Raw genomic sequence first — 17,261 nt, 5'->3', positions numbered from 1 at the left:
CCCAGCATGACTTGCAGATGACAAGGCGTACGGTGCGCCGCCTGTTGTCGATTGCGTATAATTCCCAGTCATCACAACCAACCCGGTGGCGTCATGCTCGACCTCCGCACCATCAACTCCATCACCGGCATGATGGCTTTGCTCATGGCCTTCGTGCTGCTCGGAATGCGCCACTACTATCCGCGCCGCATCCAGGGAACGTTGTTGTGGGGGCTGTCTCCCATCGTCGGCGGCCTCTCCTCGCTCGCGTACGGCCTGGACGGCTTGCTGCCAAGCGCGCTGGCGGCCATGCTCGGCAACTCGCTGGCGTTCGCCAGCGCCGCGCTGAACCTGTTCGGCACCGCCGCGTTCTATGAGCACCGCCTGAACGGCCGCCGCTGGCTGGCGTTCACCGTCGCCGTGCTGGCCGTCATGGCCTGCTTCATGCTGGCCTGGCCGGACTACCGGGTGCGCGTGATGGTGTTCGCGCTGGCGATGACGGTCTACACCGGCGTCCACGCATCGATGCACTGGCGGTACGGCCTGAGCTTTGCCGGCCGCCTGCTCGCCGCGCTGCTGCTGGTGCGCTGCGCCATCCTGCTGCTGCGCGCCGGCAGCGCGCCCTTCATCGACGCCGCCGACGCCAGCCGCTACGGCGCGACCTGGATACAGCTGCTCTACCTCAGCTCGTTCAGCGTGGGCGGCATGGTCACCTGCCTGGGCCTGGTGCTGCTGGCGAGCGAACGGGTGCGGACGGAATTCGAACGCCTGGCCAATGTCGACCTGCTCACCGGCGCCGCGTCGCGGCGCGCCATCATGCAGGCGTTCGAGGGCGAAGTGGCGCGTTGGCAGCGCACCGGCCGCGTGTTCTCCGTGCTCCTGCTCGACATAGACCACTTCAAGCGCATCAACGATCGCCATGGCCACGTGGTCGGCGACCAGGTGCTGGCGCAATTCGCGGCCACCGTCAAATCGGCGCTGCGTTCCATCGATACGCTGGGACGCTACGGCGGCGAGGAATTCATCGTGCTGTTGCCCGACAACGACCTGCAGGGTGCGGCCGTGGTCGCCGAGCGGGTGCGCCTGGCCGTCGAGCAGGAAGTGGGCGCGGCCGGCTTGCCGGCCTGTACCACCAGCATCGGCTGCGCCTGCATCAGCCGGGGCGAGCCGGCTGTGACGGCGTTGCTGGCGCAAGCCGACGCCGCTTTGTACACGGCCAAGCACGAGGGCCGCAACGCCGTGCGCCTGGCCCGGCCGCAGCCGGATCAGGCATCCGGGCAGGACCGCCCCGCGCTGGAGAATATGGGCTGAGCTGCGCCGGCTCAGCGGGTCGGCGCGACCGTGATCACGGTACGGCTCAGGTCGATGCCGCGGATCTGCACCGAGCCGAAATTGCTGTTGTCGTTGACGCCGGCGCGGATGTTCTGCAGGTCGAGCTCGCCGATCGACGCCGGCAGCGCCAGGTTGACGGAGCCGTCCGCATTCAGGCGCGGTGCGCTGCCGTTCGGCCCGTACACGACGTCGCGCGCCGTCACGTCGGCGTTCAACACGCCCAGCAGCGGGAACAGCACCGAGCCCATCTCGGCGCCCCTGGCGTCGGCGCCGGGCACGCCGCCGAACAGGCCGTGCAGGGGAAACAGGCCGCGATGCAGCGAGCGCGCCGGCGGCCGTGGCACCGGCGCCGGGATCGGCGTCGATACGCCGCGCAGCTCGGCATCGTTCAGGGCGCGCAGCCTGGCCGCGGCCTCGTCGCCGTGCGCGCTGGACAGCGCGCCGAGCAGCGCGATGCTGGTGAAAATCCGGGTGAGCTTCATCGGGTCTCTGTGATTGAGTGCGGCCATGACGCAATGCTAGCATCGCCCGCGCGGCGGTGGGCCACTCAATGCTGACCCTGGCGGCCAATCTGCGCCGCCCCCGCTGTCTTGCCAGCGCCACAGCGCGCACGATTTCGCGCATGCCTCCAGCCAATGTGATGGCATAATCATAATATTAACCACACACCATTTCGGAGGCGGCATGGCGACTCGGCACATCCTGGCGGCATTGGGACTGACTTTGGCGGCGCAGCTCGCGCTGGCGGACGAACACGCACCGGTGGCGGCGCCGGCGCCCGCCGTCGGCGATTCCTGGACCTACCAGTACACCGACGTCTGGAAGGGCGCGAAGGGCAACCTCAACCGCCTGGAGGTGACCGGCGTCGACGCCGCCGGCGTGCACGTGGACATCAAGCGCGCCGCCAGCGGCGCGCTGGTCGGCAAACAGCTGTTCAACGCCGAGATGAATCCGGTCGACCGCGGCGCCATGCACTTCGCGCCGGCGTTCACGCGCTACGCCTTCCCGCTCACGCCCGGCAAGGAGTGGACCACCGACGCCACCGGCGACAATCCCAAGTCCGGCAAGCACTGGCGCTACCGCATCAAGGGCAAGGTGCTGAACTGGGAAAAGATCAAGGTGGCGGCCGGCGAGTTCGACGCGCTCAAGCTGGAGGTGGAGGCGCTGTACCACGGCGAGGAACCGAACAGCCCCGGCGGCAGCGGCCAGCTGACCGAGACCGTGTGGTTCGCGCCGGCGGTCAACAACTTCGTCAAGCTCGACTATCGCGACACCGACTGGAACGGCCGCATCTTCAACCGCGACAGCTGGGAACTGACCACCTTCGTGCGCAAATAGACGCGAATGAGCCGCCATGCCGACCGACGCCACGCCGCCCGCGCCCTACAGCGACGGCTTGCTGCACGCCCGCGCCGGGCTGGCGCGGCCGCGTCCGCCGCCGGTGCCGCTGGCGGCCGGCATCCACCGGCTGGCCTTCCCGCATAACCGCCACGCCCGCCTGTACGTGCCGCGCCACGACGGCGACGCGCCGCTGCCGCTGCTGGTGCTGCTGCACGGCGCCGGCGGCCAGCACGGCGGCGGCGACCTGCTGGCGCTGGCGCACGCGGCCCAGCAGCGCTTCCTGCTGCTGCTGCCCGAGGCGCAGTCGACCAGTTGGGACTTCCTGCGCGGCGGCTACGGCCCCGACCTGGCCTTCATCGACCGCCTGCTGCAGTGGACCATGCAGCGCTACGACGTGGCCGCCGACGCCGTGGCGCTGGGCGGCTTCTCCGACGGCGCCTCGTACGCGCTGTCGGTCGGCCTGATGAACGGCGGACTGTTCGCCGACATCTTCGCCTTCTCGCCCGGCTTCATGTCGCCGTTGCGGCGCAGCGGCATGCCGCGCGTGTTCATCGCCCACGGCAAGCACGACCGGGTGCTGCCGGTGGAACGGGGCAAGGCCATCGCCATGCGCCTGGCCGGCGAAGGCTACGCGGTGCAGTATGGGGAATTCGACGGCGCCCACCTGGTGTCGCCGCCGCTGGCGCACGCGGCGCTGCGCCAGCTGAGCGAACGTTAGCCGGCCGGGGCCGCAGGCGGCACGGCGGCCGTGCCGACCTGGTTGCGGCCGGCCGACTTGGCCGCGTACAGCGCCTTGTCGGCCGCCTCCACCAGCCGGCCGGCGAGGTCGCCCCGGCGCGGCGCCATCGCCGCCACGCCGGCGCTGACGGTCACCATGCCGAACGGGCTGCCGTGGTGCGGCGTCCGCAGCGCGGCGATCGCCTGCCGGATGCGCTCGGCCACCGCGACCGCGCCCTCCAGGCCGGTGTTCGGCAGCAGGATGGCGATCTCCTCGCCGCCGTAGCGGGCCACCAGGTCGCCGGGGCGCTTGGGCGTCAGCGCGCGGATCAGCTTGCTCACCGCGCACAGGCAGTCGTCGCCGGCGCCGTGGCCGTACAGGTCGTTGTACTGTTTGAAGTAGTCGACGTCGATCATCACGCACGACAGCGTGTCCTCGTGCCGGATCGCGCGGCTGAACTCGTTGCCCAGCGTGACGTCGAGCTGGCGGCGGTTGGCCAGCCCGGTCAGGCCGTCCTGCATGGCCAGCCGCTCCAGCGTGCGGTTGGCGCCCTCGAGCGCGTCGCGCGCGCGGCGCAGCTCGGCCTCGGCCTGCACCCGCAGATTGATCTGGTCCACCAGCCGCTTGCCGAAAAAGCCCAGCAGCGCGGCCAGCACGATCACGCCGATCGAGCGCGTGAAGCTGTCGTGGCGCCACTGCTCCAGCATCTCCTGCTGCGACAGCGCGGCCGTCACGAACAGCGGATAGTGCTCCAGCCCGCGGTAGCTGTTGTAGCGCACCTCGCCGTCGTAGGACGAGGCGAACAGGCCGCTGCCGCTGCTGTGCGCGCGGTAGGCGCGGAACAGCGTGCTGTCGGCCAGGTTGACGCCGACCCGGTTCTCGTCGAACGGCTGGCGCAGCATCAGCGCGCCCTGGCCCGAGATCAGCGCCACCGCGCCGCGCGCGCCAATGTCGAAGCTCTGGTAGTAGCGGCGGAAGTAGTCGATGTCCAGCGTGGCCAGCACCACGCCGCCGAAGCCGCCGTCGGCCCTGTCGAGGCGGCGCGACACCGGGATGATCCATTTGCCGCTGGTGCGGCTGATCACCGGCGGGCCCACGTGCGGGCCGCGCCCGGCGTGGGTGCGGTGGTACTCGAAGTATTCGCGGTCGGCGTTGTTGAGCGAGGCGCCCAGCACGGCGGGCGAATTGACCAGCCACTGGCCGCGCTCGTCGTACATGAACAGGCCGGCCAGCTGCGGCAGATTGGCCACGTGCGCCTGCATCTGGCGGCGCACCCGCGCCAGCTGCGGCGCGCCCAGGCCGTCGGCCTCGATGCGCTCGACGATGTCGGCCAGCGCGGTGTCGGCGGCCTTGATGGTGTCGTCGGCGTGCTGCGCCATCGCGCGCGCCACGTTGGAGGCCAGGCGCTGCATTTCCTGCAGCTGGGCGTCGCGCGCGATCAGGCTGCGCCAGACGTCGACCGCCACCAGCGACAGGCAGACCACGCCGACGAACAGCGTGGCCCAGAACGTGATCGTATAGCGCTTAAACATGGGCGAAACAGCCGGTGGGCGCGGCTATACAGGAAATCGGGCGTGCCGCGCCGTTCAAGGCGTGGTCAGCATCGGTTCGAGGCTGTGCCATACGAGCTCCGGCGTCAACTTGACCATGCAGTCCTGGTGCCCCAGCGGACACTCGCGCTGCCTGCACGGCGCGCAGTCCAGCCGCAGCGACAGCGAGGCCGCCAGGTCGGAAAACGGCGGCGCGTGGTCGGGATCGGTGGGGCCGTACAGCGCCACCACCGGCCGGTTCAGCGCCGAGGCGATGTGCAGCAGGCCGGAATCGTTGGCGACCACGGCGGCGCTGCCGGCGATCAGCGCGATGGCCTCGGCCAGGCTGGTCGAGCCGGCCAGGTTGAACACGGCGCCGCCGGCGATGCCGGCCGCCACCTCGGCGCAGGCCGGCTGGTCCTTGGGCGAGCCCAGCAGCACGATCCTGGCCGCGCCGTCGCGCGCCAGGATGGCCTGCGCCAGGCCGGCGAAGTGGGCCGCCGGCCAGCGCTTGGCGCCGCCGAACTCGGCGCCGGGCGCGAACGCCACCAGCGGCCGCGCCAGGTCGATGCCGTGGCGCTGGCGCACCGCGGCGATCTGCGCCGTGTCGACCGCCATGCGCGACGCGGTAGCGCGGCGCCGCCGGCGGCGGTGCCAGCGGCGCGCCGGCCAGCGCGGCGTAGAACGCCACCATCGGCCGGGGCGGCGTATCGTCGTGGTGCATCACGTTGATCAGGCCGTGGCGGCTCTCGCCCTTGTAGCCGACCCGGCGCTTGATGCCAGCCAGCCAGGGGATCAGCGCGTACTTGATGGTGTTGGGCAGCACGTAGGCGTCGGCGTAGCCGCGCTGGCGCAACAGGCGCGCGTATTGCCAGCGCTGCTTCAGTTGCAGCGCGCCGTGGCGGAACGGGGTCTCCAGCACCTCGTCGACCTCGGCCATCTGGCGCCACACGGGCGACACCGCCGGCGGCGCCAGCACGTCGATCGGGCGATCGGGATGGGCGGCGCGCAGCAGCTGCAGCAGCGGCTGGGCCATGACGGCGTCGCCGATCCAGTTGGGGGAAATGACCAAGGTGCGCGGGGCGGTCCCGGCGGTGACGGTTTTATCGGGTAACACGGAATCTTTCATCGTCAGGCCGGTGGCCCATGCCGGCTCGATTATCGCCCATCGCGGCGGCGGCCACAAGCCGGGACCGCCTCTGGAAGGGCCCGGCCATGCTGCTATAATCAGCCTTTTTGCCGGCCCCCGCCGCCCCGACCGCGTGACCATGACTCCAGCCAGCCCCTCGACGCCGCACACCGAATATGGCGGTCCGCTCTCCTCGACCATGATCTTCCTGCTGCCGGCGCTGGCGCTGTCGAGCAAGGTCGGCCTCGGCCTGGTCCAGCTGATGATCCTGCTGCTGCTGATACGCCGCGGCCGCACGCTGCTGCCGCTGTACAAGCGCCACTGGAACGACATCGGCGGCGTGGTGCTGGCCTTCGGCGGCTACTTCCTGGTGTCGCTGGCGCGGCTGGCGCTGGACCACCAGCGCCTGAACACCCTGGACGGGCCGTCGCGCCTGCTGTTCGGCCTGAGCTGCATCGGCGTGGTCTACTACCTGCGCCCGCGCGCCCGCCACTTCTGGCTGGGGCTGTGCTTTGCCGCCGTGCTGGCGGCCGTGGTCGCGCTGTACCAGGTGACCGTACTCGGCATGGACCGCGCGATCGGCTTCACCCATCATGAGATCACCTTCGGCGACCTGGCGCTGGCCTGCGGCCTGATGTCGCTGTGCGGTCTGACCGACCTGCGCAACACGCGCATGGCCTGGCTGCCCGGCGTCGGCCTGCTGTGCGGCCTGCTGGCGTCGCTGCTGTCGTCCTCGCGCGGCGGCTGGCTGGCGCTGCCGTTGGTCATGATCCCGGTCGCCCGCTACGGCGTGCAGCTGTACGGCCGCCGCCTGCTGGTGGTGGGCGCCGCGCTGCTGGCGCTGGTCGTGCTGGCGCTGGCCGTGCCGGCCACCGGCGTGGCCGGGCGGATCGAACAGGCGCTGGCCGAAATCCAGCGCTACCTGACGCTGGGCGACGCCACCACCTCGGTCGGCATCCGCCTGGAGCTGTGGAAGGCGTCGGTCATGATGTTCCTCGAACATCCATGGCTAGGCGTGGGCCGCGACCAATTCGACGTGGCGCTGCACGCGCTGGCGGCCCAGGGCCGCCTGCAGCAGTCGCCGGCGCTGCTCTACAGCAGCAGCCACAACGACATGCTCAACTGCCTGGCCACCGGCGGCCTGCTCGACTTCAGCCTGCTGATCATGATGTACGTGGCGCCGCTGCGCTTCTTCTCCCGCCAGCTGCGCAGCGTGGACCGCGGCCAGCGCCCGCTGGCCCTGGCCGGCATGGTGGTGGTGGTGGCCTTCATGGGTTTCGGCCTGACCGACGTGATGTTCTGGCTGATGATGCCGAAGGTGTTTTACGTGATGATGGTGTGCAGCCTGGTGGGCATGTGCCTGGCCGCGCAGTACCCGGCGCCGGTGCCGCGCCGCATCCTGATCGCCCGCACCGACAACATCGGCGACGTGGTGCTGACCCTGCCGCTGGCCGGCTATCTGAAGCAGCTGTATCCGCAGGCCGAGATCGTGTTCCTGTGCCGCCGCTACGCCGCCGCCGTGGTGGCGCAGTGCCGCCATGTGGACCGGGTGCTGACGCAGGAGGAACTGGGCGAGGACTGGGCCGACGGCCTGGCGCACAGCGGCTGCGACACGATGATCTTCACCTTCCCGATGCGTACGCTGGCGGCGGCCGCGCGCCGCGCCGGCATCGAGCGCCGCATCGGCAGCAGCCACCGCATCCACCACTGGTACCACTGCAACCGCCTGGCCACCTTCAGCCGCGCCAACTCGCCGCTGCACGAGGCGCAGCTGAACTTCAAGCTGCTGCTGCCGCTGGGCGTGGACGTGGAGCCGCCGCTGGAGCAGTTGAAGACCATGTACGGCCTGAACACGCCGCGCCATCCGGCCGCCGACGCGCTGCTGGCCGGTCCCGGCTTCAAGCTGATTTTGCATCCGAAATCCAACGGCAACGGCCGCGAGTGGCCGCTGCAGCACTACACGGCGCTGGCCGAATTGCTGGGCGGGGTCGAGGGCGTGCGGGTGCTGGTGACCGGCAGCGCGGCCGAGGGCGAACTGCTGGCGCAGCAGGCGCCGGCCCTGCTGGCCTTGCCGAATGTGGAGAATCTGTGCGGCCGGCTGGACCTGGACGGCTTCACCGCGCTGATCGGCGGCTGCGACGGCTTGATCGCCAGCGGCACCGGGCCGCTGCACCTGGCGTCGGCGCTGGGGCGGCCGGCGCTGGGCCTGTTCCCGCCGCTCAAGCCGATCGACATCGTGCGCTGGGGCGCGCTGGGACCGCGCGCGCAGAGCCTGTGCACGCCGGTCGCCTGCGGCCACTGCGAGGACGCGGCGCGCTGCACCTGCATGCTGGCGATCACGCCTCAGCAAGTGCTGGAAGTGGTGGAATCGTGGCGCGCCGAAGCGCTGGTGCCGGCTTAAATTATCGTGGTCGCGGCCCACGCAAACTGCCACATCGTTTGATCGCGACCATCGCAGCTAATATGAACGACCATCTTTAACCAAAGATCGATTGAGCAAATCGATCTTGTAATACCAATCCAAGACATCGCCTTTCGAATTTTTCTCCGAGCACACGACCAAAGTCCCTCTATTTTTGTCGCTCAACAGGTACTGGAAATCCGAATTATCCGGCGCTTCGAGCTCCATTAAGAGTCCTTGCGGTCCATAGACTTTAAGAGTTGCAGCTGAACTCGCGCCAATAGCAACTACCAAATCTTGATCCGCATCAAATACCGCTCGACGCACGTCACCAAGGCTCACCGCTGTTTTCTCATCAATCCAACTTGCGAACTGTTCATTTTCACGGAACCTAAAATTCCTAATTGACATATACTTATTTTTATCACGTTAGTAAAAATAATTTTAATAATTTTCAAGATAACAGTCTCATCGCCGACAATTTTGATATAAATATCATTTCAAGGAAAAGATGGCACTTCGTCCCACAAACCGGCAAACGGCGGATCAGGTTCGACAAGTCGCCAAACCTTCTGACACTTCAAGCACTTGTACCATTTTTCCGATATCCCCACGTTAGAATATGGGGTCTCAACCGGAATTCCCACCCAAACAACATCATTATTTAACTTAGCTTCGAATGCGTCAAAATCTGACCATCCAGAAAAAATTTTTTGACTGCGGATCCCCCGACAATTACACAATAAATTCCCCCCCTTGGGCACATAGGGATTAATACCAGCATCCTCCAGTCTCCTTTGCAGCCCAAAGAGCATCTTGATGGCGGCTTCCTTGCCTTGCATGGCGAGCTCCGCCTCTGACTGGGAAATCTCATCTTCACGCATAGCTACTTGATGCGCTCCAGCGTCGTAGCGAGCAAAGAAACGGGCACCTCTCTGCCAAATTTCGAGGTCATTAAACTCGAATAATTTCACGTTCTTATTCATCTGGGATTCCTGGACTGCAAAACCTACGGGCTCCGGCAAAGGGCGCGATTTTTTCAACAGCCTATGCGATCTCCAATACATGACCGCCCATCTCAAAATCCAGCCGGATATCGGTGATAATTCTCATCACATCTCCGCAGGTGAGTTCAACGTCCTGGTGTGGATAAGCCCAGTGCTTCAAATCATTTAAAGACAGCACAAATCCAATTTTTCCATTCGCAGGAAAAAACATCTCGCCTGGAACTATCACTTCTTTTCCGTCCAGCGAAACTTTAATACTGCCGCGATTTACGCCCAATATCATCTAGGGTTGTGCAGCGAGAAGTTATACATGGGCGCGGCCAAGGCGCCGCAACAGTGCCAGCTCGGCTTCGTAATGCGGCAAGAGATCTTTCATCGCCAGCTCCCGCTTTTCATGACAGGCCATGCTGCCATCAAAGCGGTGATTCTCAGTTGACGAAAAACAAGGCTCGCGCCGGGGAGTTGCCGCCTAGTCCTGCATTGTTATACGCACCAGGTCGGCGACGTTGTCGACCCCCAGCTTGGCCATCAGCCGCGCCTTGTGCACTTCCACCGTACGCACGCTGATGCCCAGCGCCGGCCCAATCTCCCGATTGTGGCGGCCCATCACCACCAGTTCCATCACCTCCCGCTCACGCGGCGTCAGCTCGCTCAGCAGGGTGTCGCTGCGGCTGCGCCGCTGCTGTTCGGTGTGCACGCTGCGCGCGCGCGCCAGCGCCTCGTCGATGGCGGCGATCAGCTTGCCGTCGTCGACCGGCTTCTCCAAAAAATCCACCGCGTCGGCCTTGAACGCCGCGCGCGCCATGCTGACGTCGCCATGCCCGCTCATGATGATGACCGGGATGCGGCAGTCGCGCCGCCGCAGTTCCATTTGCAGGCTCAACCCGTCCATGCCGGACATGCGGATGTCGATCAGCATGCAGCCGCGCCACGCCGGCTGCCACGCCTGCAGGAAGGCCTCGCCGCTGGCGAACATCGCGGTGCGGTAGCCGCGCACGCCCAGCAGCAGGCTCAGCGCGTCGCGCACCGACGGGTCGTCGTCGACGATGAATACGGTCAAATCATGCTGCATAGCTCACCTGCTCTCCATCCTGCTCCAAAGGGCGCGCCAACGGCAGCGCCAACCTGAAAATGCCATGATCGTCCACCTCCGCCCACAGCGAGCCGCCGTGCGCCTCCATGATGGCGCGGCTGAGCACCAGCCCCAGGCCCAGCCCGCTGGCCTTGGACGACACGAACGGTTCGAACAAGCGCGCCGCCAACGCGGCCGAGACGCCCTTGCCGCTGTCCTCCACCGTCAACTGCAGGCAGCCGCCCTTGCGCAGCTTGCCGCCGCGGCGCTTGCCGTCCAGCCGCTCGCCCGTCACCGTGATGCGGCGCGCGCCCGCCGGCTGCTCCTGCACCGCCTCCAGCGCGTTGGCCAGCAGGTTGCGCAGCACCAGCTCCAGCTGCAGCCGGTCCGCCAGGACGGGCAGCGGCGGGATCTCGCCCACCTTCAGCTCGACGCCGTGCTCGCGCATCTGGGCGAAGAACTGCTGGCTGATGCCCGCCACCAGCTGGCCGGGATCGACCGCCTCCAGCTTCATCGCGCCGGTGCGGAAGAAATCGCGCAGCCGCCGCACCACTTCGGCGGCCCGGCCCGACTCCGCGATCATGCGCTGGATCGCGCCCTTGAGCACGTCGCCGCTCTCGCCCCGCTCCAGCAGGAATTCACAGGCCTTGCCGTAGGCGCTCAGCGCCGTCAACGGCTGGTTCAATTCATGCGCCAGCGCGGCCGCCATCTCGCCGGCCGCCGCCAGCCGCATCGTCTGCTTGAGCTCGCTCGCGACCTTGCGCAACTCGTCCACCGCGATGCCGATCGAAAAGCCCACCAGCGCCAGCACCGCGTCCAGCATCTGCAACTCGTGCACGGCGATGTTGACCGCGTGGTTCCACTTGACCAGCGCGCCGATGCCGGCCTGCAGCACGAACACGATCAGCGCCGTGCCGAACAGGCCCTGGCGGAACGCGGCCCAGATCACCGGCAGGAACAAGAAATAAAAATGCTTGAACTCCGAGGTGGCGATGGTGCCGAACACCATGTACAGCACGCAGATCGCCAGCGCCAGGTAGCCCAGCGTCTCGGCCCGCCACACGGTCGCCCGCAAGCGCCGCCGTCCGGCCGCGCTCGACAGCATCCAGATCAGCGGCATCGACACCAGCACCCCGACCATGTCGCCGATGCCGAAGCGCAGCACCGCCTCGCCCCACTGCCCGGCCGGAATCAGGCCGGCCGCCGACAGCAGCGAGATGTAACCGACGTCGTTGATCATGGTCCCGGCCACGACGATCAGCAGCCACTGGAACAGCCGGTCGCGGCTGTCGAACACGCCGCCGTCGCCGAACTGGCGCCGCAGCGCCGCGCCCAGCAGGCCGTAACCGGCGGTCAGCCACAACGAGCCCAGCACGCTCACCGCCCAGCCGGCCGGCATGCCGCGCACCAGCAGCTCGCCGCCCAGCAGCGCCAGGAACCACGGCGGCGCCGCGCGCCAGCCATGGCGCAGCCAGAACACCAGGCCCAGCGCCGGATCGGGGTTCCACGGCGTGATGTTCAAGCCGTAAAACGGGTCGATATACGTGGCCCAGTCGAACAGCAGATAGAGCGCCACGAAGGCGGGTATTTCCAGGTGGCGCAGGCGGGAAAGTGACATACGGGGCTTTGTATCGTTATGTAGCATTATGCATTGCTGGAATTCATCGCGCATTGCTTTTTGCAACTACGGGTTCCCCTTAGGCCTGCGCTTGCACCTCTATACAACACTTGGTTTTCTTAAGCGGCAATTATTAAGGGAAAACCGTAAGCCTTTACCCCAATTTACAATACGTTACACAGGATTTACACTGTAAAAATGTCGTAATGGCACCTACCGTTGCCGGGACGATATTAAGCCACCGCGCCGCGCCACCCCTGCAGCCGCTTTTGATGAGAGTCGTTCGATGTCGCAGTTAATCACTATCCGCTCCGGCGTGGCCGGCTTCAACGGCCTCAAGCAAGTCCGCGAATCGCTCAAGCTGTCGCTGCGCGCCCTGATGCACCGCCAGGCCACCGGCGGCTGGCTGCAATTGCTCAACTCCCACCCGCTGTTCATGGAACTGGTCAAGGCCCGTCCGCGCCTGCTGTACAAGATCTACCGTCCCTACCTGAGCAACACCATGGGCTGCGCCGAGCGCGTCGACCTGCTGCAACAACACTACCGCTTCATCTTCCGACAGGGCCTGGGCCCGCTGACGGTGCGCGCCGCGCGCGGCTCGGTGGTGCTGGGCGGCATCGAGGGCAAGTCCGGCCTGCCCTACCAGATCCGGCTGTCCGCCATCGAGCCGATGGAGCGCGAAGGCGAACTGGTGCTGCAGCTGTACCAGGACGACGGGCTGGTCTACAGCTGCGCGTTCTCCTTCCAGCAGGGCGTGCGCGGCATGGTGCTGAGCGTGGGCTGCATGCAGGGCTCGAAGAGCGAGCTGGGCCTGCAACGGATCAAGGACGCCACCCGCGAGCTGCACGGCCTGCGGCCGACCAATATGATGGTCAAGCTGCTCGGCCAGATCGGCCACGACTACGGCTGCGCCGAGCTGCGCCTGGTCAGCAACGCCAACCGCGTGGTGTGCGGCGCCACCCGCCAGGGCAAGGTGCACGCCGACTACGACACCCTGTGGCAGGAGCTGAACGCCGGCCGCCGCGCCGACGGCGACTGGCGCCTGCCGTGCGAGGCCATCGCGCCGCCGGACCTGGCGGCGATCGCGTCGAAGAAGCGCTCGGAGGCGCGCAAGCGCCACGAGACGCTGCTGGCCCTCAGCGCGGTCATCCGCGCCGGCCTGAGCGCGCCGCGCTTCGAGACCGTGCCGACGCCGTTGAGCCAGAACTACAGCACCCTGACGGTCGCCGCACACGACGGCGACGAATACGCACTCGCCTGAAAAATCCGGTACCATGGGCCTTTCGTCCAAGGAGAAATACCATGCGTGTGGATATTTATTACCGAGATGAAGCAAAAGGCAAACACAGCTACCTGGCTGTGCCGGAGGGCAAACCCATCCCCGAGGAAGCCACCAACACCGACTGGCATCCGGAGGCGCGGCACGTGGAGGTCGACGACGCGCGCGACGACCTGCCGCGCTACCACATCGTCCACCCGCTGGAGCAGATCGGCGCCAAGGGGTATGCCATCACCAGCCTCGACGGCCAGCTTTGACCGGACGCTGATCGAACGCTGATCAGTACTCGATCGCGACGTCCCTGGCGCCCAGCACCTGCTGGAGCGCCAGCTGCAACTCGTCCGACGGCGCCACGCGCCACGATTCGCCCAGCTGCACCACGCAGCCCACGCCCTGCGGCGTGATGCGCGCCGACACCGGCAAGCCGTCCGCGTGGCGGTGCGGCGCCAGCACCTCGGCCATCTTGCGCACGTCCACCGAGGCCGGCAGCGCCATGCCCAGCTGCTTGCCGTAGTTGATGCGCGCCGTGACGATGTCAAACACCTTCTCGGCCGAGATGCGCAGCCCGCCCGAGAAGCGGTCCTCCGACACCTTGCCCACCACGGCCAGGAACTCGTCGTCCTTGAACATGCGCTTGTTCTCCTCGAACACCTCGCTGTAGACCGTCACCTCCACCACCGCCGTCTTGTCGTCCAGCGTGACGATCAGGATCTTGCCGCGCTGGGTCATCTGCGGACGGATGCCGGTGATCACGCCGCACAGCATGCGCGGCTCGCGCGATGGTTCCAGCTCGGCCAGCTTGGTGCGGGCGAAGCGGCGCGCCTCCGGCGCGAACGAATCGAACATATGGCCCGACAGATAAAAGCCCAGCGCGATCTTTTCCTCGGCCAGCTTCTGGCGGTCGGTGAACGGCGCGGCCTTCACGTATTCCGGCGGCGCCACCAGGTCGGAATCGTCGCCGCCGAACAGGCTCACCTGGTTGGCCGCCTTGGCTTCCTGGTCGGCGCACTCCATCGCGAAGGTGACCGTGGCCAGCAGGATGGCGCGGTCGATCGCCAGGCAATCGAAGGCGCCGGCGCGGATCAGCGACTCGATGGTGCGGCGGTTGATCTGCTTCTTGTCCACGCGCTTGCAGAAATCGAACAGGCTAGTGAACGGGCCGCCGGCGGTGCGGGCCGCGATGATGGCCTCGATCGCGTTCTGGCCGGCGCCCTTGCAGGCGCCCAGGCCGTAGCGGATCTGCGTGACCTTCTTGCCGGTCACCGATGGCGGCGGACCGTCCGGCATGAAGCGGAAGTCGGACTTGTTGATGTCCGGCGGCAGGATGGTCAGGCCGCAGATGTCGATCGCGTCCTCGACCAGGATCTTGACCTTCTCCGTGTCCTCCATCGCCAGCGACATGTTGGCCGCCATGAACGCGGCCGGATGGTGCGCCTTCAGGTAGGCCGTGTGGTAGGACAGCAGCGCGTAGGCGGCGGCGTGCGACTTGTTGAAGCCGTAGCCCGCGAACTTTTCCATCAAGTCGAAGATCTCGTCGGCCTTCTCGGCCGACAGGCCGTCCTTGGCGGCGCCGGCGCGGAAGATCTCGCGGTGCTCGGCCATCTCCTCGGCCTTCTTCTTGCCCATCGCGCGGCGCAGCATGTCGGCGCCGCCCAGCGAGTAGCCGCCGACGATCTGCGCCATCTGCATCACCTGCTCCTGGTACACCATGATGCCGTAGGTTTCGGACAGGATGGACTCGGTGCGCGGATCGGGATAGTCGAACTTCTCGCCGTGCTTGCGCTTGCAGAAGTCCGGGATCAGGTCCATCGGGCCCGGACGGTACAGCGCCACCAGCGCGATAATGTCCTCGAAGCGGTCGGGACGGGCATCCTTCAACATGCCCTGCATGCCGCGCGACTCCAGCTGGAACACGGCCACGGTCTTGGCCTTGGTCAGCAGCTCGTAGGACGGCCGGTCGTTGAGCGGCAGCTTGGACAGGTCGAACTCGGCCTCGGCCGGATCGAGCGCCTTGATGTAGCGGACCGCGCGGTCCAGGATGGTCAGCGTGGTCAAACCCAGGAAGTCGAACTTGACCAGGCCGACGGCCTCGACGTCGTCCTTGTCGTACTGCGACACCACGCCGGCGTCGCCGCCCTGGGTGTACAGCGGGCAGAAGTCGGTCAGCTTGCCCGGCGCGATCAGCACGCCGCCGGCGTGCATGCCGATGTTGCGGGTGATGCCCTCGACCTGCTGCGCCAGGTCCAGCAGCTGGGCCACCTCCTCCTCGTTCTGCTGGCGCTCCTTGAGCATCGGCTCCTCCTCGATCGCCTCGGCGATCGACACCGGCTTGCCCGGCTTGAACGGGATCAGCTTGGAGACGCCGTCGCAGAAGTTGTAGCCGAAGTCCATCACGCGGCCGACGTCGCGGATCGCGCCCTTGGCCGCCATGGTGCCGAAGGTGGCGATCTGCGACACCGCGTCGCGGCCGTACAGGTCCTTGACGTGCTGGATCACCAGCTCTCGCTTTTCCTGGCAGAAGTCGATGTCGAAGTCGGGCATCGAAACGCGTTCGGGGTTCAGGAAGCGCTCGAACAGCAGGTTGTACTTGAGCGGATCGAGGTCGGTGATCTTGAGCGCGTACGCAACCAGCGAGCCCGCGCCCGAGCCCCGGCCCGGCCCGATCGGCACGTCGTTGTTCTTGCCCCACTGGATGAACTCCGCCACGATCAGGAAGTAGCCGGGGAACTTCATGTTGATGATGGTGTTGTTCTCGAACTCCAGGCGCGCCTCGTAGCGCTCGCGTTGCGCCTCGCGCTTGACCGGGTCCGGGTACAGCTGCTCCAGGCGTTCCTCCAGGCCCTTCTTGGTTTCCGCGCGCAGGAAGTCGTCGATGGTCATGCCCGGCGTCGGGAAGTTCGGCAGCTGCGGCTTGCCCAGGGTCAGCGTCAGGTTGCAGCGCTTGGCGATCTCCACCGAGTTCTGCAGCGCGGCCGGCAGGTCGTGGAACAGCTCGCGCATCTGCGCCTGCGACATGAAGCACATCTGCTCGTTGAAGCGGCGCACGCGCTTGTTATTGGCCAGCATCTCGCCCTCGGCGATGCAGGTGCGCGCCTCGTGGGCGATGAACTCGTCCTGGCGGATGAACTGCACCGGATGGGTCGCCACCACCGGCAGGCCCAGCTTGGCGGCCAGCGCCACCGCGTGGCGCACCTGGGCTTCCTGGTTGGCCTGGCCGGCGCGCTGGATCTCGATGTAGAAATGGCCGGGGAAGATGCGCGCCCACTTCTCGGCGTTCTGTTCGGCCAGCGCCGGGTTGCCGTTCTCGATCGCCATGCCGACGTCGCCGAAGTGCGCGCCGGACAGCGCGATCAGGCCGTTGGCCGGGCTGTCGTCGGGCAGCAGCGCGTAGGTCTTGGCGGTGAGCTCGACGAGCCACTCGGTGCGGATCTCGGCGCGGCCCTTGTACTGGTTGGTGAGCCAGGCTTGCGACAGCAGCTCGCACAGCTGCAGGTAGCCCATGCGGTTCTTGGCGAACAACATCAGGCGGTGCGGCTTGTCGCGGTTGTCGTCGTTGGTGATCCAGACGTCGACCCCGACCACCGGCTTGATGCCCTTGCCGCGCGCGGCCTTGTAGAACTTGACCATGCCGAACATATTGGACAGGTCGGTGACGGCCAGCGCCGCCTGCTTGTCCTTGGCGGCGGTGGCGACCAGGTCGTCGATGCGGACCAGGCCGTCGACGATGGAATATTCCGAGTGCACCCGCAGGTGGACGAAATCCGGTCCGGCCTTGGCCACGGCCGGGGCCGCCACTGCTTGTTCGTTTGCTACCATGTTCATACGCCGCTCAATGCTGGTTCAATAACCAGCTATT

Annotated in this window: 14 protein-coding genes and 1 pseudogene; 6 read left to right on the top strand and 9 right to left on the bottom strand. The window is 66.8% G+C overall.

Annotated elements, in window-relative coordinates:
• Positions 1 to 93 precede the first annotated feature (93 nt).
• Positions 94 to 1,290 carry a GGDEF domain-containing protein gene (locus tag HUX88_RS02845; RefSeq protein ID WP_176360735.1) on the top strand — a complete coding sequence of 399 codons (1,197 nt, stop codon included), beginning with the start codon at positions 94 to 96 and terminating at the stop codon, positions 1,288 to 1,290.
• Between the two features lie 11 nt (positions 1,291 to 1,301).
• Here HUX88_RS02845 and HUX88_RS02840 read toward each other — a convergent pair whose 3' ends face one another.
• Positions 1,302 to 1,793: a hypothetical protein gene (locus HUX88_RS02840; protein ID WP_176360734.1), complete on the bottom strand. Its 492-nt coding sequence runs from the start codon at positions 1,791 to 1,793 to the stop codon at positions 1,302 to 1,304.
• 202 nt (positions 1,794 to 1,995) lie between these two features.
• Here HUX88_RS02840 and HUX88_RS02835 point away from each other — a divergent pair, with 202 nt between their 5' ends.
• A complete protein-coding gene (locus HUX88_RS02835; RefSeq protein WP_176360733.1) occupies positions 1,996 to 2,649 on the top strand; it encodes a hypothetical protein in 654 nt (217 codons plus the stop codon).
• A 16-nt stretch (positions 2,650 to 2,665) separates the two neighbouring features.
• On the top strand, positions 2,666 to 3,370 hold the full coding sequence (locus HUX88_RS02830; protein ID WP_117011908.1) for an alpha/beta hydrolase: 705 nt from the start codon (positions 2,666 to 2,668) through the stop codon (positions 3,368 to 3,370).
• Here HUX88_RS02830 and HUX88_RS02825 read toward each other — a convergent pair.
• Together HUX88_RS02825 and waaF are read right to left on the bottom strand one after the other, a co-directional pair.
• Positions 3,367 to 4,902, bottom strand: coding sequence for a sensor domain-containing diguanylate cyclase (locus HUX88_RS02825; RefSeq protein ID WP_176360732.1), 1,536 nt, complete (start codon positions 4,900 to 4,902; stop codon positions 3,367 to 3,369). The genes HUX88_RS02830 and HUX88_RS02825 overlap by 4 nt on opposite strands.
• A 54-nt stretch (positions 4,903 to 4,956) precedes the next feature.
• A pseudogene (gene waaF, locus HUX88_RS02820) lies at positions 4,957 to 5,935 on the bottom strand (lipopolysaccharide heptosyltransferase II).
• A gap of 232 nt (positions 5,936 to 6,167) precedes the next feature.
• Between waaF and HUX88_RS02815 the strand changes: the two are divergent.
• Positions 6,168 to 8,429, top strand: coding sequence for a glycosyltransferase family 9 protein (locus HUX88_RS02815; protein WP_229219163.1), 2,262 nt, complete (start codon positions 6,168 to 6,170; stop codon positions 8,427 to 8,429).
• Between the two features lie 57 nt (positions 8,430 to 8,486).
• On the opposite strand, the gene HUX88_RS02810 is transcribed toward HUX88_RS02815, so the two are convergent.
• From HUX88_RS02810 to HUX88_RS02790, 5 genes are all read right to left on the bottom strand, one after another.
• Positions 8,487 to 8,840, bottom strand: coding sequence for a hypothetical protein (locus tag HUX88_RS02810; protein ID WP_176360730.1), 354 nt, complete (start codon positions 8,838 to 8,840; stop codon positions 8,487 to 8,489).
• 89 nt (positions 8,841 to 8,929) lie between these two features.
• Positions 8,930 to 9,415, bottom strand: a complete 486-nt coding sequence (locus tag HUX88_RS02805; RefSeq protein ID WP_176360729.1) for a hypothetical protein — start codon at positions 9,413 to 9,415, stop codon at positions 8,930 to 8,932.
• A gap of 61 nt (positions 9,416 to 9,476) precedes the next feature.
• A complete protein-coding gene (locus HUX88_RS02800) occupies positions 9,477 to 9,719 on the bottom strand; it encodes an Imm74 family immunity protein (protein ID WP_176360728.1) in 243 nt (80 codons plus the stop codon).
• A gap of 186 nt (positions 9,720 to 9,905) precedes the next feature.
• On the bottom strand, positions 9,906 to 10,508 hold the full coding sequence (locus HUX88_RS02795) for a response regulator transcription factor (protein WP_117011911.1): 603 nt from the start codon (positions 10,506 to 10,508) through the stop codon (positions 9,906 to 9,908).
• Positions 10,498 to 12,126 carry an ATP-binding protein gene (locus HUX88_RS02790; RefSeq protein ID WP_117011912.1) on the bottom strand — a complete coding sequence of 543 codons (1,629 nt, stop codon included), beginning with the start codon at positions 12,124 to 12,126 and terminating at the stop codon, positions 10,498 to 10,500. The genes HUX88_RS02795 and HUX88_RS02790 overlap by 11 nt, the downstream gene beginning before the upstream one ends.
• A gap of 286 nt (positions 12,127 to 12,412) precedes the next feature.
• Here HUX88_RS02790 and HUX88_RS02785 point away from each other — a divergent pair, with 286 nt between their 5' ends.
• Complete coding sequence (locus HUX88_RS02785) at positions 12,413 to 13,387, top strand: VirK/YbjX family protein (protein ID WP_176360726.1); 975 nt, start codon at positions 12,413 to 12,415, stop codon at positions 13,385 to 13,387.
• Between the two features lie 41 nt (positions 13,388 to 13,428).
• The gene (locus HUX88_RS02780; RefSeq protein WP_117011914.1) at positions 13,429 to 13,662 is read left to right on the top strand and encodes a DUF6139 family protein; all 234 of its coding nucleotides are present in this window, start codon (positions 13,429 to 13,431) and stop codon (positions 13,660 to 13,662) included.
• A gap of 22 nt (positions 13,663 to 13,684) precedes the next feature.
• On the opposite strand, the gene dnaE is transcribed toward HUX88_RS02780, so the two are convergent.
• On the bottom strand, positions 13,685 to 17,227 hold the full coding sequence (gene dnaE / locus HUX88_RS02775) for a DNA polymerase III subunit alpha (RefSeq protein WP_176360725.1): 3,543 nt from the start codon (positions 17,225 to 17,227) through the stop codon (positions 13,685 to 13,687).
• Positions 17,228 to 17,261 lie beyond the last annotated feature (34 nt).

Source organism: Duganella sp. BJB1802, assembly GCF_013369445.1.
Lineage (GTDB): Bacteria > Pseudomonadota > Gammaproteobacteria > Burkholderiales > Burkholderiaceae_D > Rugamonas > Rugamonas vulcania_A.
Note: the sequence above shows the minus strand (reverse complement) of the source record. Positions and strands in the feature narration are given on the sequence as shown.

Coding starts and splice junctions, on each gene's coding strand:
- HUX88_RS02845 (WP_176360735.1), top strand. CDS start 94: ATGCTCGACCTCCGCACCATCAACTCCATCACCGGCATGATGGCTTTG.
- HUX88_RS02840 (WP_176360734.1), bottom strand. CDS start 1,793: ATGAAGCTCACCCGGATTTTCACCAGCATCGCGCTGCTCGGCGCGCTG.
- HUX88_RS02835 (WP_176360733.1), top strand. CDS start 1,996: ATGGCGACTCGGCACATCCTGGCGGCATTGGGACTGACTTTGGCGGCG.
- HUX88_RS02830 (WP_117011908.1), top strand. CDS start 2,666: ATGCCGACCGACGCCACGCCGCCCGCGCCCTACAGCGACGGCTTGCTG.
- HUX88_RS02825 (WP_176360732.1), bottom strand. CDS start 4,902: ATGTTTAAGCGCTATACGATCACGTTCTGGGCCACGCTGTTCGTCGGC.
- HUX88_RS02815 (WP_229219163.1), top strand. CDS start 6,168: ATGACTCCAGCCAGCCCCTCGACGCCGCACACCGAATATGGCGGTCCG.
- HUX88_RS02810 (WP_176360730.1), bottom strand. CDS start 8,840: ATGTCAATTAGGAATTTTAGGTTCCGTGAAAATGAACAGTTCGCAAGT.
- HUX88_RS02805 (WP_176360729.1), bottom strand. CDS start 9,415: ATGAATAAGAACGTGAAATTATTCGAGTTTAATGACCTCGAAATTTGG.
- HUX88_RS02800 (WP_176360728.1), bottom strand. CDS start 9,719: ATGATATTGGGCGTAAATCGCGGCAGTATTAAAGTTTCGCTGGACGGA.
- HUX88_RS02795 (WP_117011911.1), bottom strand. CDS start 10,508: ATGCAGCATGATTTGACCGTATTCATCGTCGACGACGACCCGTCGGTG.
- HUX88_RS02790 (WP_117011912.1), bottom strand. CDS start 12,126: ATGTCACTTTCCCGCCTGCGCCACCTGGAAATACCCGCCTTCGTGGCG.
- HUX88_RS02785 (WP_176360726.1), top strand. CDS start 12,413: ATGTCGCAGTTAATCACTATCCGCTCCGGCGTGGCCGGCTTCAACGGC.
- HUX88_RS02780 (WP_117011914.1), top strand. CDS start 13,429: ATGCGTGTGGATATTTATTACCGAGATGAAGCAAAAGGCAAACACAGC.
- dnaE (WP_176360725.1), bottom strand. CDS start 17,227: ATGAACATGGTAGCAAACGAACAAGCAGTGGCGGCCCCGGCCGTGGCC.